Annotated in this window: 12 protein-coding genes; 3 read left to right on the forward strand and 9 right to left on the reverse strand. The window is 40.1% G+C overall.

What is annotated here, in order from left to right; translation table 11 throughout:
• Window positions 1-104 precede the first annotated feature (104 nt).
• Window positions 105-1,538 carry a 6-phospho-beta-glucosidase gene (locus tag DOK79_RS00245; RefSeq protein WP_206853731.1) on the reverse strand — a complete coding sequence of 478 codons (1,434 nt, stop codon included), beginning with the start codon at window positions 1,536-1,538 and terminating at the stop codon, window positions 105-107.
• Between the two features lie 2 nt (window positions 1,539-1,540).
• Window positions 1,541-2,941 (reverse strand): 6-phospho-beta-glucosidase, encoded by a 1,401-nt coding sequence (locus DOK79_RS00250; RefSeq protein ID WP_206853729.1) that lies wholly within the window; start codon window positions 2,939-2,941, stop codon window positions 1,541-1,543.
• A gap of 307 nt (window positions 2,942-3,248) precedes the next feature.
• Between DOK79_RS00250 and DOK79_RS00255 the strand changes: the two genes are divergently transcribed.
• Window positions 3,249-4,154: a MurR/RpiR family transcriptional regulator gene (locus DOK79_RS00255; RefSeq protein WP_206853727.1), complete on the forward strand. Its 906-nt coding sequence runs from the start codon at window positions 3,249-3,251 to the stop codon at window positions 4,152-4,154.
• A 211-nt stretch (window positions 4,155-4,365) separates the two neighbouring features.
• On the opposite strand, the gene DOK79_RS00260 is transcribed toward DOK79_RS00255, so the two are convergent.
• From DOK79_RS00260 to DOK79_RS00280, 5 genes are all read right to left on the reverse strand, one after another.
• A complete protein-coding gene (locus DOK79_RS00260; RefSeq protein WP_206853724.1) occupies window positions 4,366-6,252 on the reverse strand; it encodes a beta-glucoside-specific PTS transporter subunit IIABC in 1,887 nt (628 codons plus the stop codon).
• A gap of 91 nt (window positions 6,253-6,343) precedes the next feature.
• Complete coding sequence (gene licT / locus DOK79_RS00265; protein ID WP_206853722.1) at window positions 6,344-7,201, reverse strand: BglG family transcription antiterminator LicT; 858 nt, start codon at window positions 7,199-7,201, stop codon at window positions 6,344-6,346.
• A gap of 383 nt (window positions 7,202-7,584) precedes the next feature.
• Window positions 7,585-9,363 (reverse strand): ABC transporter ATP-binding protein, encoded by a 1,779-nt coding sequence (locus tag DOK79_RS00270; protein ID WP_206853721.1) that lies wholly within the window; start codon window positions 9,361-9,363, stop codon window positions 7,585-7,587.
• Window positions 9,363-11,114, reverse strand: a complete 1,752-nt coding sequence (locus tag DOK79_RS00275) for an ABC transporter ATP-binding protein (protein ID WP_206853719.1) — start codon at window positions 11,112-11,114, stop codon at window positions 9,363-9,365. The genes DOK79_RS00270 and DOK79_RS00275 overlap by 1 nt, the downstream gene beginning before the upstream one ends.
• A gap of 216 nt (window positions 11,115-11,330) precedes the next feature.
• The gene (locus DOK79_RS00280) at window positions 11,331-11,555 is read right to left on the reverse strand and encodes a YneF family protein (RefSeq protein ID WP_206853717.1); all 225 of its coding nucleotides are present in this window, start codon (window positions 11,553-11,555) and stop codon (window positions 11,331-11,333) included.
• Window positions 11,556-11,800: 245 nt separating this feature from the next.
• Here DOK79_RS00280 and DOK79_RS00285 point away from each other — a divergent pair, with 245 nt between their 5' ends.
• Complete coding sequence (locus DOK79_RS00285; protein WP_206853715.1) at window positions 11,801-13,363, forward strand: Nramp family divalent metal transporter; 1,563 nt, start codon at window positions 11,801-11,803, stop codon at window positions 13,361-13,363.
• Between the two features lie 124 nt (window positions 13,364-13,487).
• Here DOK79_RS00285 and DOK79_RS00290 read toward each other — a convergent pair whose 3' ends face one another.
• Complete coding sequence (locus DOK79_RS00290) at window positions 13,488-14,387, reverse strand: deoxyribonuclease IV (protein ID WP_206853714.1); 900 nt, start codon at window positions 14,385-14,387, stop codon at window positions 13,488-13,490.
• 262 nt (window positions 14,388-14,649) lie between these two features.
• Between DOK79_RS00290 and DOK79_RS00295 the strand changes: the two genes are divergently transcribed.
• Entirely contained in the window at window positions 14,650-16,995 is a 2,346-nt protein-coding gene (locus DOK79_RS00295) for a transglycosylase domain-containing protein (protein WP_206853711.1), read from the forward strand.
• Window positions 16,996-17,213: 218 nt separating this feature from the next.
• On the opposite strand, the gene ccpA is transcribed toward DOK79_RS00295, so the two are convergent.
• Window positions 17,214-18,215, reverse strand: a complete 1,002-nt coding sequence (gene ccpA / locus DOK79_RS00300; RefSeq protein ID WP_206853708.1) for a catabolite control protein A — start codon at window positions 18,213-18,215, stop codon at window positions 17,214-17,216.
• Between the last annotated feature and the right edge of the window lie 51 nt (window positions 18,216-18,266).

Genomic DNA, 18,266 nt, shown 5'->3' on the forward strand with positions numbered 1-18,266 from the left:
TACAGCCAATCACATAAAAAGTCTATTGTTCTGCCTACGAGTCTCGAATAGATATATTATACTCGAAATCGATAGACAAAAACAATAGACTTTAACATTACATCTTATTCGTTCGCCAGGTTTTCTCCATTTGAGGCAATCACTTGTTTGTACCAATCAAATGATTTTTTCTTTGTTCGTTTCAATGTACCATTGCCTTCATTGTCACGATCAACATAGATAAAGCCGTAGCGTTTTTTCATTTCACCAGTTCCAGCAGAAACTAGATCGATACAACCCCAAGTCGTGTAACCTAAAAGATCGACACCATCAAGTTCAACTGCATCTTTCATCGCTTGGATGTGTGAAGCAAGATAAGAAATGCGGTAGTCATCGACAACATAACCATTCTCATCTGGAGTATCCACAGCACCTAACCCATTTTCGACAATAAACAATGGTTTTTGATAACGATCGTAAATATCGTTCAATGTTACACGCAACCCTAGTGGATCAATTTGCCAGCCCCATTCACTTGCTTCTAAATAAGGATTTTTCGTTGATTCAAAAATATTTCCGGCTGTTTGTTCGAGTAGTTTAGGATCTGTTGTTGAGACCCGAGAAGAATAATAAGAGAACGAAATGAAATCAACCGTATGTTGTTTCAATAATTCTAAATCTCCTGGTTCCATCTTGATCTCGATTCCTTGTCGCTCCATTTCTTTTAGCGCATACGCAGGGTATTCCCCTCTTGATTGTACATCGATAAAGAAATAGTTTTCACGGTCTGCTTGGCGTGATGCCCAGACATCTTCTGGTTTGCATGAGTAAGGATAATAAGCTCCCGCCGCTAACATACAACCGACTTTATTTTCAGGGTCAACTTCATGAGCAATCTTTGTGGCGATTGCACTCGCTAGCAATTCATGATGGGCAGCTTGATATTTGATTTGTTCGACGTTGTCGCCTTCTTCAAAATACAAACCAGCACCCATGAATGGTGCATGTAAAATCATGTTGATCTCATTGAACGTCAACCAGTATTTCACTAATCCTTTGTAGCGGTTAAAAATCACGTGACAAAGATTTTCATAAAAACCAACTAATTCTCTTGAACGCCATGCGCCATATTCTTTGATCAAATGCATTGGACAATCAAAGTGTGTGATGGTTACTAATGGTTCGATCCCATATTTCTGGCATTCTTTAAAGACATCTTCATAGAATTTCAAGCCTTCTTCATTTGGCTCTTTCTCATCACCCATTGGAAAAATTCGGCTCCACGCAATCGATAGACGATACGTTTTAAAGCCCATTTCTGCAAAAAGAGCGATATCTTCTTTGTAACGATGATACATATCGATTGCTTCTTTTGCTGGATAAAAATGTTCATCATCAAATTCAAACATCTTTTGTTGCCCAGTGATCACCGGAAAACGATCTGGACCGATTGGCACGACGTCTACATTCGCTAAACCACGCCCACCTTCATCGTATCCTCCTTCACATTGATTGGCAGCTGTTGCGCCACCCCATAAAAAGTCTTTTCTAAATCCCATCGTTACACTTCCTCCACTACACGTTTTTCTGACAATTCTCTTGCCAGTTCATCTTGTACTTCGATACCTTCTGCAATCAAGCGATCGATTGCTTCTTTAAATTGTGGCAAATACTCTTGGTGAGCAATAAACAACTCATCCATCATACGTTTTGCTGTTGCGCCAGAACGAACCAACGGATTGATCGTAAAGGCTTGTAATGCCGTGCCATAATCACCTGTGACAGCAGCTTCGATCGTCAGCAATTCCATGTTTTTCATCACTTGTAACCAGCCACGTTCAGCTGGTGGTAATGATCCAAATGCAACATTCCTTGCTCCTTGCGCTCCTACATAGGCTGTTACTTCGACTACACAGTCCGCTGGTAGATCAGGAACCGCGCCATTGTTTTTCGTTGAGACCACGATTTGGGTTTCTTTATTGCCGTAAATCGAAGCAATCGTTTCACATGCCGCATCCGAATAATAGGCACCGCCTCGTTGTTGTAATTGTTCTGGTTTGTGATCAAGTTGTGGGTCTTTGTAAAGTTCAAACAACTCTGCTTCTGTTTGTTTGACTTGCTGTGCCCGAGTGCCGATCGTGCGGTATTCTTCTAACGCATGAGCCAACATTTCTTCTTCACGATAGTAATAGCGATGATACCCACAAGGAATCATTTGCATTTGGTCAAGTTGCTCTCTGAAAAATGGTACATCGAAAATATTTTTTGGTAATCCATTATCTTCGGCATAAAGTTGTTCGATCAGATCTCCTGTCCGATCATTTCCATTGGCATCCGCTACTTTGTGCCAATGGAAATGGTTTAGTCCAGCAAATTTATAGATCAAATCTTCTTTCTTTTCACTGATCATCACCGGTTCTGTCATCATCGCCATGACTGGAACATTGCATAAACCAATGACTTTATCCCATTTTCCATAACGAACGACTGCTTCAGTCACCATACCACTTGGATTGGCAAAGTTGATCAACCAAGCATTCGGACAAAGACGTTTCATATCTTCTACGACTGCTAAAATGATCGGGATCGTACGAAACGCTTTGAACATGCCGCCTGCACCATTCGTTTCTTGTCCCAACATGCCGTAATAAGCAGGAATACGTTCATCTTTCACACGAGCATCTAACTGACCGACGCGAAATTGTGTGGTGACAAAGTCAGCATCTTTCAACGCTTCTTCACGATCTAACGTTGCGTAGATTTTCACGTCGTAAGGAGAAGCATCCCACATCCGTTGAGCCATTTCACTGACGATCGCTAATTTTTCACGACCAGCTTCAACATCAACTAACCAGATCTCACGAATCGGCAATTCATCGTAACGTTTGATAAATCCTTCCATTAACTCTGGTGTGTAGCTACTTCCGCCACCAATTGTCGCAATCTTGATTCCTTGATTCATATCCTCACTCCTTCTTCTTTTTTACAACTCTATTATCATTTTTGTAAATAAAAGACACAATACTTTTTAATTACTTTGCATATTCATTTACAAAACGAGCGATTATCTTGCGATTATTTGTAAATTTATTGCGCATAACAGAATACTGATCTACGGAGAAAATATTTGATTAACCAACATTTTATATTACATAACCTCAAAAGATAGACTCCTAAATTAGGGGATTCCTTTTATTGACACACCGAATAATACCGTTTACAATTATTTTACATATTTTTCATAAAAACGTAAAAAAGAGGATAAAATCATGCTATTAAAGGAAAAGCTCAAACAAATCAACTTCTCACCTTCAGAAAGTGAAGTTATTCGCTTTCTTCAAACAAATGAAACAACGTTAGCCGATCAAACAATTCAACAAATTGCAGCGACTTGTTACGTCCATCCTTCTACGTTGATTCGGATCGCTAAAAAAATGGGGTTTCACGGGTGGGTCGATTTTAGAGATGCGTTCATTGCCGAAACCGAATACCTTCAAGGGAATTTTCAAGAAGTAGATGCCAACCTCCCTTTTTCCGAAAATGAGGGAATCATGACGATCGCCAATCGAATTGCATCCCTTGAACGAATGACGATCCAAGACACCTTATCGTTGTTGCTGCATGATGATCTCCAACAAGCCAAACAGCTTTTGTTACGTTCCAATAAGATCGTTTTATTTTCTAGTGATACCAACACACTGATCGCTCAATCATTCAAATTGAAGATGAATCGCATCAAGCAGGAAGTGACCATTGTTCCGACTTCTGGCGAGTCTTATTATGACGCCTACAATTGTCAGCCTGAGAACTGTGCGATCTTGATCTCTTATACTGGTGAAAATCAGATGATGTTGCGGACTGCTGAAATATTGAAGGAAAAGCATGTGCCGATTTTATCGTTGACAAGCATTGGTGAGTCGAGCTTATCAACAGCAAGTGACGTCGTGCTGCGGTTGACCACACGAGAACGGTTGTACTCAAAGATCAGTAGTTTCACGATCAATACGTCGATTTCCTATTTGTTGGATGTTCTGTATAGTTGTGTCTTCGCTGAACACTACCGCGAAAACCTCGATTATTTGATTGAAGTCGGTCAAAAAGTCGACACCCGCCAAATCAGCTCGTCGATCATGAAAGAAGAACTCTTCACTGATCCACTCGAGCCAGGTGATTAGGTCGTGTGCCAAGCTGAAAAGCAACTCCTTTAGCAACGAATAAATGACTTCCTCAGAAAAAACCGTAACATCCAAATCATGAGGGAGTTCCTCGGATGTTACGGATTACTTCTCGGAGAGAGACCTTCCGAACATGATCATCTGTGGAAAAATGCTTGGTGTCTTTCATTCATCCCTTATAAAACCTTGATTTTATAGGCTTTTTACTCAGTTATGTCAGGGCGGTGATCAACTCATCCCCACTTGTCACGATCTTCGATTGATTCTCGACGATATCTAGATAATCTGCTGAATTTGTAATAATGACAGGGGTTTCTACACTGTATCCTTCACTTTCAATTGCATTGATATCAAAACGCAATAAGACGTCCCCTTGTTTCACCGAATCCCCTTGTTTCACAAATGCTTCAAAATGCTTTCCTTGTAATTGTACCGTATCTAAACCGACATGGATCAACAGCTCTAAACCACTTGCGGAAACTAAACCGATCGCATGTTTTGATGGGAATAAGGTCATCACAGTTCCGTCAAATGGTGCCACGACTTCGCCTTTTTCTGGGTAGATCAAGATGCCGCGACCTAACGCACCTTTGGCAAATGCCTGGTCTTTTGCTTCACTTAATGAAGCAATCCCGCCTTGAATCGGTGTTTTAACGATTTCTTTGATTTTACTTTCTTTTTTCTCAGCCACGACTTCTTCCGTATCTTTCCAGAATAAGAACGTCAAAGTAAAACCAATGACTGCAGCAATCGCGATACCAATAAAGGCATTGTACATCCCACTTGCATCACTTCCATCAATGAAGTTGACTACCCCAAAAATACCTAAGCCACCCATTGTGTAGCCTGTGGTACCACTCATCATAAGGAAGATTCCAGAAAGTGAGCCGCCGATCATTGAATAGATAAACGGCATTTTTTTAGGGAGTGTGATCCCATAGATTGCTGGTTCTGTGACGCCAAAGATTCCTGAGATAAACGCAGGCATACATAAAGCTTTCATTTTCTTATCTTTAAATTTGAAATACATCGCTAACACAACTGCGGTCTGAGCGAAGCTTGCCCCATAAACAGCTACTAACATTTGGCTTGAGCCGTTTTGTGCCAACTGCATGATTGCTAAAGGAATGATACTCCAATGTAAACCAAAGATGACCAATACTTGCCAGAAGAAGCCAAGAACACCACCATAAAGGGCAGGTGAAAAAGCCATCAACGCTTCGAAACCAGCACTTAACCAGTCTGTCAATAAGCTAACGATTGGGCCGATAACTAAAAAGCCAATCGGTAATGCAATCAATAAGACCATAAATGGCACAACGAACGTTTGAACAACTGTTGGCACGATTTTCTTCGCCAATCTTTGGACTTGTGCGGCAAATGCAATAATAAAGATGACGGGAACGACACTGGATGTATAAGAAGCGCCCACCCATGGGATACCTAAGAAGCTCTCATAGGCTGGTAAACCTAAAAGACTAAATGGTGCGGCTGCCCCTTGATTTGCTGCTTCAAAGCTACTTTGTAATACGGGTCCTTGAACCGTCGGATAGACAAGGGCTGCACCGATCACGATCCCGACCATTGGATTCAATTTGAATTTTTTGGCTGCTGTATAACCTAAAATGACGGGCATGAAATAAAAGATTGAATCGCCGATCCCATTCAGCATGATATAATTTCCAGAAGTCTGTTCATAAAGTCCTAAGAAAACGAATAAGGCATTCAACCCTTTGACCATACCAGCAGCTGCTAATGCCCCTAAGAATGGTTGGAAACAGCCACTTAGAATATCGATCAAGCGATTTAAGATATTCCCCTTGGCAGGGGCTAATTCGGCATCTTCAGAAATGCCTGCCACACTCAATACGTCTGCATATACGTCTGGCACATGATTACCAATGACTACTTGATACTGCCCCCCGCTTTTCATTACGGTCACGACACCATCCATATTCTTCAATACTTCATCTGCCGCTTTGCTCTCGTCTTTTAATCGGAACCGTAAACGAGTCACACAATGCGTCAAACTACTGATATTTTCTTTGCCGCCAACATATTTGACGATTTCTTTTGCTAAGTCTTGATATTTTCCCATGTTTTCTTCCTCCAATTGTTTGATTGAAGGTTTAGCCAACTGAATGTCACTATCCTTTGTTACTTCCTCAATAAAAAATCCGTTCCTCCTTTTAATGATTTTTCAAATGATCATTATCTGCTAAACGAGCCAAATGGATCGTTAAGTAGACAATTTCATCGTCAGACATATGATAATTGAATGTTTCCTCTAAAAATAAAGCGATTTTATCCACACAACCTGAAGCAGTCTGGTATTTTCGCTGGATCATCTGGATCAGCTCTTCTTCGACTTCCCCCTCATGGGTAAGAGAGGTATTCATGACACGATTCAGAAAAAAACGCAGATGTGTCACAAAACGGAAAAAATATATCGATTCTTCATCGAATGGTGTTTGATAATAATAGCGAACGATATTCAAAATATCTTGAATGGTTTTCGTAAACTGGTACATATTATTCATACGGTCTTGCTCAGATTGGGCATTGACTAAATGAAGCGCAATGAACCCTGCTTCGTTTTCAGATAAATCAAAGCCATATTTATGGTGGACTTTTTCGATCGTTTTTTTACCTATTTGATATTCTCTAGGAAATAATTGCTTGATATCATAAAGTAAAACATTGGATAACCCGACCCCTGTCTTATAACGTTTGATCGCATTGTATAGATGGTCGGTCAACGAAATGTAGATTGACTCATTCAACGTCACATCAAGGGTTTCTTTCGTATACTCAATGATTTCGTAGGATAGTTCGAGATATTCCATGGGGATATCCTCTGCTAATTTTTGAAAATGCCTAGACAGTCCATCATCTGTCAAATAAAATTCCTTATCGACACACGTTTCTGAAATCGAATCACCAATCTTTTTTTTGAATGCTAATCCTTTTCCCATGACGATCATTTCTCGATTCAACTTATCCCTTGTGACAACGACATTATTATTTAGAATTTTTTCAATCCGCATAATATCCCCTTTCTATGATTGTCACTCCCAATAAAAACAAAAAAACCCAAAAAGTCGGCCATGGCGTCTATTCATGGTGACTAATTAGGTTTAGCTTGCGTAATGCAATCACTATCCAACATTATATTCTTTTCTTCATATTAGCGAACTATTTTCAAAATGTCAACGCTTTCTTTTTTGTTGTTCTACTATTTCCAAAAATATTTTTACGTGTGTACTCAGAAGCTATCACTTCACTATCAAAATAAGGAATGATAAAAGAACAACAAGCTGTCCCCTCCAAAAACGTAAAAATTTTTCGGAGGATGCAGCTTGTTTGTCAGCATTGACTGATTTTTCTTCACCTGATTGATCGGTGATATACAAAAACTTCAGTTCTGCTATTATTCACTTTGTAATTTGTACATATCGGCGTATAGCCCTTCTTCAGCTAATAGTGTTTCGTGGTTGCCGCGTTCCACGATATGGCCTTTGTCTAAGACAAGGATCAATTCGGCATCGCGGATCGTTGACAGTCGATGGGCGATGGCAATCGTCGTTCGTCCTTGGCGCATTTTTGCAAGCCCCTCTTGGATCAACACTTCTGTTTCCGTATCGATATTCGCTGTCGCTTCATCAAGGACTAAGATTTTAGGGTCAGTAACAATCGTTCGCGCAAACGTAATCAATTGACGTTGACCACTCGAATAGCTCGCTCCTCTTTCGATCACTTTTGAGTGATACCCTTTTGGCAATTCTTCGATGAACTGATTCGCTTGGACAAACTCCGCAGCCGCTTTGATTTGCTCATCTGTGATATCGGGGTCCATCATACGGATATTCCCTGCAATATCACCATAAAATAAGAAAGCATCCTGCAAAACTAAGCCCATTTTTTTCCGTAATTCCTCGATTGGATATTCACGAATATCATGATCATCGATCAAAATCTGCCCTTCATAAAACTCATAAAATCGCATCAGCACATTGATGATCGAACTTTTCCCACTTCCAGTATGACCGACTAATGCGACTGTTTCTCCTGGATTTGCAACAAATGAGATATTGTTCAATACATTGTTTTTTCCATCATAAGAAAAGCTGACATTACGAAACTCGATCTTCCCAGCAGTGATTGTACGATCCGCTGTTTCGTTTTGCTGTGGGGCATATTCTTCCGTATCCATGATCTTCAAGATACGACTACCCGCGACCGTTCCGTCTGTAAAGACACTCAAGAAGTCCATCATTTGTGACATCGGGTTAAAAAATCCTTGCACATACGTCGTGAAGGCAAAGATCAAACCGACTTCAACTGGTGAATTCAATGCATCAAGTCCGAATAAGGTCAATGTCAAAGCAATCGCTAAGGCATATAGAAAACTGATGATCGGACTCAAAAGAATCGAGTTTGTCTTGATCATGGCATAGCGTGTCGCAAGATATTCTTCATTGACTTCCTCAAATTCCTTTGCCAAACGTGATTCTTGACGGAATTGTTGGATGATACGCATCCCAGAGATCGATTCATTCAATTTTGTATTCAATTGACTCAAACGTTCACGCATATTGCGATAGATCCTTGAACTGAATTTTTGATAATACCAAATCACTACACCAAGTATCGGCAAGAAGATCAAGCACCATAACGCGATTTTTTCATTGATCTGAAACATTGCGATAAATGAGGAGACGACCGCAAAAATACCTGTTAAAACCATTAGAAAGACATACCAAAATTCAAAAAGTGTCTCAGTATCATTCGTCACACGAGATACAGTGGAACCTGCGGGTGTTTGATCGAAGTAACGCATACCTAACGTATGAAGTTTCTCAAATAACTTCACACGGATATGCTGATACGTCTTCAATGAAGCCATCGAATATAAATACCATTGGAAAAACCAAATGATACTTTTGACAATGACCCCAAAAAGATATAACCCAGCAAAGAAAAGAATGACTTGAGTTGTCGCTGACTGCTTGGCTAAATGCTCATCCATGAATGTTTGGATGATCCTCGGCAAAAGAACATTGATGACTGACAGTGCGAAAGCAAATAAAATTGCAATGATGAATGTCGAGCGAAAAGGTTTCGCAAAGTGCATCAAACGTTTGATGATCGAGGCTTGTTCTTTGAAGGTCATGGATTTTGACCATTCTGACTGATATTGATCTTCCATTATTCACCGCCTCCTTCAATTTTTGCTTCTAATTGTTGCTTCTGCCACATTTGTTCGTACCAACCACCAAGAGCTAGTAATTCTTGATGTGTCCCACGTTCAACGATCCGTCCGTGATCGATAACGATGATTTCATTGGCGTGCATGACACTACTTAAACGATGCGCGGCAATGATCGTTGTTTTGTTTTTCCGTTCTGCTTTAAGGTTACGCAAAATCGCTTCTTCTGTTTTTGCATCGACAGCAGATAGTGCGTCATCCAAAATCAATAATTCTGGACTTTGGATCAATGCACGAGCGATCGACAAACGTTGCTTTTGTCCACCAGACAGAGAAACGCCACGTTCACCGACCATGGTTTGATAACCTTCTGGTAAACCTTTGATCTCTTTATTGATATACGCCAATTCCGCTGCTTCTTCCACTTCTTCTGGTGATTTTTGTGGATTGGAGAATCGGACATTATCTAAGATCGTCATCGAAAACAAGAAATGATCTTGTGGTACATAACCGATCGAGCGTAATAACGCATCCAAGGAGTAGTCTTTGATTGTTCGTCCGCCAAACTTGATTTCTCCTTGATAATGGTCATATTCGCGCATCAATAATTTGATGATCGTAGTCTTGCCGGCTCCTGTTTTACCAACGATCCCTAACGTGTCTCCTTCATTGATCGCAAATTTGATGTGTTCTAACGCTGGTTGTTTATCGTCAGGGTAAGTAAATTGCGTGATTGCAACATTCAACTCCCCTTTAGCGGGTGTGCTTTCTGCCCCAGTTTTTTCGACGATATGTGTTTTTTCATGCAATAACTCATTGACACGATCATAGGAAGCATTCCCACGTTCTAACACGTTGAATAAACGTCCGATGGCAAACATTGGCCAAACAAGCATCCCGATATAACTGATAAAAGAAACCATCTGCCCAATTGAAATCGTACCATTCAGTACATAACGTCCACCTAAAATGATCGTCGCCACATAAGACAAGCCAATGATCAATGTGATGAATGGATCAAAAAGCGCATCTAAAAAGTTTACACGCTTATTTTTCTTGATGGCATCATCGATTTTTTCTTGGAAGTCTTCCAAGTCCTGTTTTTCTTGTCCAAACGTTTTGATCACTTTGATACCTGTGATACTTTCTTGCGTTTTATCATTGATACTTGAAAATGCTTCTTGTGAATCACGAAAAGCATCATGTAATTTTGAACCTAAGATCCTTGAAGTGACCGCCAGTAAAGGCAATGGGATCAAGGCAATCAGTGTCAAACGCCAATCAACGAATAGAACCATCGCAATGATCGTCGTCCCGCCAGTGATCACTGAATCTGCAAATGTTAAAATCCCAGCACCTGCCACATTTTGGATGGCGTTCAAGTCATTTGTCGCATGGGCCATCAAGTCGCCTGTTCTGTATTTTTGATAGAACAAACTATCCATTCGAGTAAAATGGGCAAATAGGCGTTGACGTAATTCTTTTTCAAGTCTTGCTGCACTTCCCCAAATGTTCATTCGCCAAATATAGCGGAATAAATATTGTAAAAAAGCAGCTACGATCAGTACCCCGATCCACAATGAAATGATTTGCATCGAGATGTTTTGATCGGCGATCTCATCGATGATGATCCCAATGACTTTAGGTGGGATCAATTGCACTAATGCGACCGCGAACAAAGAAAATACGCCAATCAAATAGTGCTTTTTCTCTTGTTTAAAAAACCAACCCAATTTTCTGAAAATCGACATATATTTCCTCCTTCTAACTCCTAAAAATTTCATTTTACTTCAGAGGTCGAATTGCGTCCTCTGATATCGTTGATCACAATCGAAAAAATCTGATCATCATACTTTTATAAAATAATTGCTTAACGGCGTAAATGAATGCGCTTTTCTCATTTTGAGAAAAAGAAAAAAGCGAGCTGAAATCAATCAGCCCGCTTTTTGATGTTGTCGGTCAAGAACCTACTTCTTCCCTTGGTTCTTCATCTGTTGCATCATCTGACGAATTTTCTTTTCAGATGGTTTTTGCCCCATAGACATCATCATTGATCTTAACATTTCCTCATTAACGGGAGGATTTTTTTCTAAGTAATCTTTCATATATTTACGCGCAAGAAAGAATCCACCGACTGCGCCGATTAATAATGCAATAACTGCAATAAGTACAACGATTCCTGTTGATACCATGTAAATCTCTCCTTTCCTTTTCCTAATTGCTCTCAATGATACATTCTACTAAAACTTACAAAAAAAAGAAAGGCGTTTTCTTAATAATATGTAAAAAAAGTCATTTTTATTTCATGATTATCCAAAAAGACCTGATTTAGAAAGTAAGCCACATTTAATTTTTAGGTTAACCGAATTTTTTTCTTTTATTTTTTTGTTTCTGGGTGTAGAATGAATTCGAAAAGAAATAGAAAGGTGGTTTTCCTTTGAAGAATCACGAAAAGAATCATAAATGGATCGAACATACTAATGGGTTATCCCTTTCAGAAGTAAACGGCACAGTCAAAGTGCCAAAAGGAAAAAGTTTCTTTCGGACTTTGCTTGCTTATTCCGGCCCCGGCGCACTCGTCGCAGTCGGTTATATGGACCCCGGCAATTGGTCAACCTCGATCACCGGCGGACAAAATTTTCAATACTTATTGATGTCAGTCATCCTGATGTCCAGTTTGATTGCCATGTTGCTACAATATATGGCTGCCAAACTTGGGATCGTTAGCCAAATGGATTTGGCACAAGCGATACGCGCTCGGACAAGCAAAACATTAGGCGTCATTCTCTGGATTTTAACAGAGTTAGCGATCATGGCTACAGATATCGCCGAAGTCATCGGTGCCGCAATCGCTCTTTATTTATTGTTTGATATTCCTTTGGCAATCGCTGTCTTTATTACTGTTTTGGATGTCTTTGTCTTGCTCCTTTTGACAAAGATCGGTTTTCGGAAAATCGAAGCATTAGTCGTTTGTTTGATTTTCGTTATCCTGTTTGTCTTTGTCTATCAAGTCGCTCTTTCAAATCCTGATTGGGCTAGTTTGTTCAAAGGATTTATTCCTAACAGCCAAACATTTGCGGAAGAACCAAAAATCGGCGGAGAAACACCCTTGACAGGCGCTTTAGGGATCATCGGTGCGACAGTGATGCCCCACAATCTTTATTTACATTCTGCTGTTTCTCAAACACGAGAGATCGATCGAAAAGATCCAGAAGATATTGCAAGAGCCGTCCGTTTCTCCACTTGGGATTCAAATATTCAATTGACAATGGCTTTCGTTGTCAATGCTTTACTGTTGATCATGGGGGTTGCGGTCTTTAAAACTGGCGCCGTACAAGACCCATCATTCTTCGGCTTGTATGAAGCACTCTCTGATCCTTCTGCCATGAGTAACGGTGTCTTGATCGCCGTAGCAAAATCCGGGATTTTATCGACCTTATTCGCAGTGGCACTGCTTGCTTCCGGTCAAAATTCAACGATTACCGGTACCTTGACTGGACAAGTCATCATGGAAGGCTTTATCCATATGCGTATGCCGATTTGGTTGCGTCGCTTAGTGACTCGACTATTATCCGTCATCCCAGTACTTCTTTGTGTCTTGTTCACCAGCTCAAAAGGTACGATCGAAGAACATACAGCATTGAACAATCTAATGAATGAATCTCAAGTTTTCTTAGCCTTTGCTTTACCTTTTTCAATGATTCCTTTATTGATGATGACTAACAGCCAAGCAGAAATGGGCAATCGTTTCAAAAATTCACTCATCGTCAAAATACTCGGCTGGTTTTCCGTTATCAGTTTGACGTACCTAAACTTACGTGGTCTCCCTGGACAAATCGAAGCCTTTTTCGGCGATCAAGCTTCCAGTGCGTCTATCGCCCTTGCTGATCGGATCGCTTACATCATCATCGTGGCTGTTCTCGCTTTACTCGCTTGGACGATCGTGGATCTTTATAAGGGAAATAAACGCTATGCCGAACGATTACAAGAGTTGTCTTGATCAGCTGTTTTTAAACTAAATAAAAAAAGCTTAGATAGCCAAAAATATGTTTAGACATTTTTGGTTACCTAGGCTTTTTTCTTTGTCTGAACTTTTTCCAGTAAGATTACACTTTACTGACTGATCAGGCTTCTACATCTGCTAATAATTCTGGGAATACTTCCGGATCAAAGCTTTCAGCTTTGAACATTGCGATTTCTTTGCCATAAGGCGCATAGGCTAATTTTTTATCTTTACCCACATATGGTGTTTCAAGGATCTTTGAAACATCTTTGAACATCGGCTCATGGACGATTTTATTCAAGGCGTCAAAGCCGATCGTACCAAATCCAATATTGGCATGGCGATCTTTATGTGAACCTTGTGGATTTTTTGAATCATTGATGTGTAAGACTTTTAAACGATCTAAGCCGATTACTTTATCGAACGTTTCCATTACGCCATAAAAATCGTTTGCCACATCATAACCGGCATCGTTGGTATGGCATGTATCAAAGGTCACTGACAGTTTTTCATTCAATGTCACGCCATCAATGATCTGTGCCAATTCTTCAAATGTACGGCCGATCTCTGTACCTTTTCCCGCCATCGTCTCCAAAGCGATCTGAGCGGTCTGTTCTTTCGTCAAGACTTCGTTTAGGCCTTCAATGATCCTTGCGATCCCTGCCTCTGCACCAGCACCGACATGGGCACCTGGATGTAAAGTGATCTGAGTAGCACCTAATGCTTCCGCTCGAACGATCTCTTCTCTTAAAAACTGGACAGCAAAAGGAAACATCTCTGGTTTGGTTGTATTTCCTAAATTGATGATATACGGTGCATGGACTACTATATTTGTCAGACCATTTTCTTCCATATATTTTGTTCCAGCTTCAATATTCATTTCTTCAATTGATTTTCTTCGGGTATTTTGTGGTGCCCCCGTATAGATCATAAATGTAGAAGCCCCATAACTCGCTGCTTCTTCTGCTGCACCTAATAACATCTTTTTACCGCTCATGCTGACATGTGAACCTAATAACATCGTGTTACCTCCTATAAAGCCCTCTCGGCTGGTCGCTCAGTGAATGGATTTTCTCACTCTACTTTTATCTTAACTGAAACTGATTTGAAAGAAAAGTTTGAAAACTGTCCATTGCTCGGAGCATAAGTAAAATAACCATGGTATTCATTAATATTTTCTCAAAATCAGTATTCGAAAATAGCAGAAAAAAAGCCATGTCTGTTTTTTTGTTCTATTATTTGCTATAATTAGCGAAATAAAACCATTAGTTGAGGTGAAACCTTTGCCACGTAATAATACACGAAGAAAACAAGCACGACGAACAAAAGAAAAGTGGTTTGTTCCTAAGGTCATTTTTCGCGTTTTTCAATCATTAACCGTTTTTATCATGGTTCTTATCATTCTATTCGCTGCATTAGGTGTGGGAGTTGGCGCCGGCTATTTTGCGTATCTAGTTGAAGATACAAAGCTTCCTTCCAAATCTGAGTTACAATCTGAGCTAGGCAATATAACCGAAACATCAAAACTTGTCTATGCTGACAATACAGAGATTTCGACGATCCAAACTGATTTGATGCGTACAACTGTGCCTTCAGATCAAATGTCTCCTTATTTAAAATCTGCGATCATCAGCACAGAAGATGAATATTTCGAAGAGCATAAAGGCTATGTTCCTAAAGCAGTGATCCGAGCGCTCTTCTCTGAAGCAACTGGGATTGGTTCATCCGGTGGATCGACACTGACACAGCAGTTAGTGAAACAACAGATCTTGACTGATGAAACAACCTTCAAACGTAAAGCAAATGAGATTTTGTTAGCTGCTCAAGTCGAGAAGCACTTTACAAAAGATGAGATTATTTCAACTTATTTGAATGTCTCGCCTTTTGGAAGAAACAATAAAGGACAAAATATTGCCGGTGTCCAAGAAGCTGCACAAGGGATCTTCGGCGTCAATGCGAGTGATTTATCTTTACCGCAAGCCGCATTTATCGCAGGCTTACCACAAAGTCCGATCACTTACAGCCCGTACACAAATACAGGGGCATTGAAAGAAGACCTATCTGCTGGTTTAGAAAGAAAAGACATCGTGCTATTTAGCATGTACCGTGAACACCAAATCACGAAAGAAGAATATGAAGAAGCAAAAGCCTATGACTTAACCCAAGATTTCTTAGGTCAACAAGTGGCAGAACAAAGTGACCGCGACTTCTTATATTACACAGTGATGAATGCTGCGACAGATATCATTGCGAGACAATTAGGAGAAAAAGACGAAGCAGATCTTTCTGATGCAGATGTCTACAATGCATACTATCAACGCGCAGAACAAACGATCCAAAATCAAGGCTACACGATCCATTCAACGATCGACAAAGACATCTATGAAGCGATGCAAGCAGGCGTTGCCAATTTTGGTTACTTACTTGATGACGGAAGAGGTACTCCTGTTGAGACTGGTAACGTTCTGATGGACAATAAAACAGGCCGCGTGTATGGTTTTGTCGGTGGTCGTAATTATGCATTGAATCAAAATAATCATGCTTTTGATACTCAAAGACAAGCAGGTTCATCGATCAAACCGATGCTCGTTTATGGTCCAGCGATCGATATGGGCTTAGTTGGTTCTGAATCACGTGTTTCTGATTATGAAACCACTTGGCAAGAAGGCGCGAATGCCGGTGAAGACATCGTTAATGCGACAAACAAAGGTTCAAATACCTTCCAAACAGTGCGTGAATCATTGGAATGGTCGAACAATATTCCTGCCTACCACTTATATCAAGACGTTTTGAATAATGGTGGCTCAAAGCAATACGCATATGAAACATATTTATCAAAAATGAACTATCCAACAAATGCCAACTGGGGCGTTGAATCTGCACCACTTGGAACAGTTGATGTAACGACGCTTCAACAAACCAATGGCTTCCAAACATTAGCAAACAATGGTGAATTCCAGCAAGCATATATCATTGATTCGATCACTGATAACGATGGAAATGTCATTTATCAGCACGAACACAAACCAGTACGTGTCTTTTCTGAAGCGGCTGCTTCGATCGTCAATGACATGATGCGTAGCGTCATCGATGAAAAGATCACTACACCATTCAAAGATGATATCTCTAGCCTTAATGGAAGTTTAGGTCAAGCGGACTGGATCGGTAAGACTGGATCAACGAATGAATTCCGTGATTCTTGGTTAGTTGTTTCCACACCGTCTATCACGATCAGTAGCTGGGCTGGACACGACGATAACACCGGAATGGATTCTCAAGCGAGATTCCGTTCTTCAAAATATCTCGCAAACTTGATCAATCAAGTGTATCAAGTCAACCCGTCGATTTTCGGTACTGATCAGAAATTCTCACTCGCTTCTGATGTGAAGAAAGAAGATGTCGCTGCCTTTACAGGACAATTACCTGGAAAAGTAACAGTTGACCGCAGATCCATCAATACACCGAGCAAAACTGTCGAATCACTTTGGGCAAAAGACGGTCCTGAGAAAAGCACCTTCAAATTTGGTGTAGGTGGAACGGATGAGAACTATAAAGATTACTGGAACACTGTCGGCACATTTGAACGTGAAAATCCACAGAACAAAGATGACGACAAAGACGACGATTAAAAAAGTCTAAGGTAACTACTCTTTCTCAAAATAAAATGAGTCTGATTTTGATCAAACACGTCAAAATCAGACTCATTTTTTTGTTTTTCTTTATGGAAACAGCAGAAACCCACTTCTATTTTCACACAAAAAAGTGGCTGAAATGAACTTTTTGTCATTTCAGCCACTTTGATCATCGTTTTTAAGAAATAAATCTTTTGAACGCTAACTCAACCGTCTTATTTTGTAGAACCTTTTTCTTCGATTCCATATGGTAAGATGATCGTTTTTTCTTCCACTTCTTCTTTGTTCATCATTTTTGTCAATAGACGCATCGATACTGCACCTAAGTCATACAATGGTTGAGTAATACTTGTCAAACGTGGACGAGCAACTTCTGTTAATAATGAGTTGTTGCTTGTGATGATCTCAAATTCTTCTGGCACTTTCACACCGCGGTCGATCAAGCCATCTAAAATACCGATTGCTAATTCATCATCAGTAACATAAACAGCAGTTGCCCCACTGTTGTAGATGCGATTGACTAATGACAAGCCATCTCTGAAATTATAGCTTGATTCAAAGATCAATCCTTCGCTGTAAGTCAGACCGTTTTCTTTTAATGCTTCTTTGTAGCCTTTCAAACGGTTTTGCCCGTTGATTGGATCAATCAATGCACCACTGACAAAAGCAATTTTTTTGTTGCCATTTTTAGCTAATTTAGTCACTGCATCTTTTGTTGCTGAAGTATAGTCGATATTGACACTACCTACTTGCTCGTCTGGATCGATCGAACCAGCTAAAACAACAGGAGTTTTTGAACGTGAGAACTCACCACGGATTTCATCTGTGATATGGTGACCCATGAAGATCACGCCGTCCACTTGTTTTGCTAACAAGTTGTTTAATACGTTCACTTCTTTTTGATCATTTCCGTCTGAATTTGCCAAGATGATATTATATTTGTACATTGTCGCAACATCATCGATCCCACGTGCTAATGAAGCAAAGAACATATTGCTGACATCTGGGATAATAACCCCAACAGTTGTTGTTTTTTTACTTGCAAGTCCACGAGCGACAGCATTTGGACGATAATCTAAGCGATCAATAACTTCCAATACTTTTTTTCGTGTCGCAGGTTTTACATTTGGGTTCCCATTGACAACACGTGAAACAGTAGCCATCGAAACATTTGCCTCTCTCGCTACGTCATAAATAGTGATAGTTTGTTTTTCCATCGTTGTTCTCCTATTCTGTTTTTATATCTTTTCTGAAAATACGATTTACAT

This window comes from Enterococcus sp. DIV1094, assembly GCF_017316305.2.
Classification (GTDB): Bacteria; Bacillota; Bacilli; order Lactobacillales; family Enterococcaceae; genus Enterococcus_B; species Enterococcus_B mangumiae.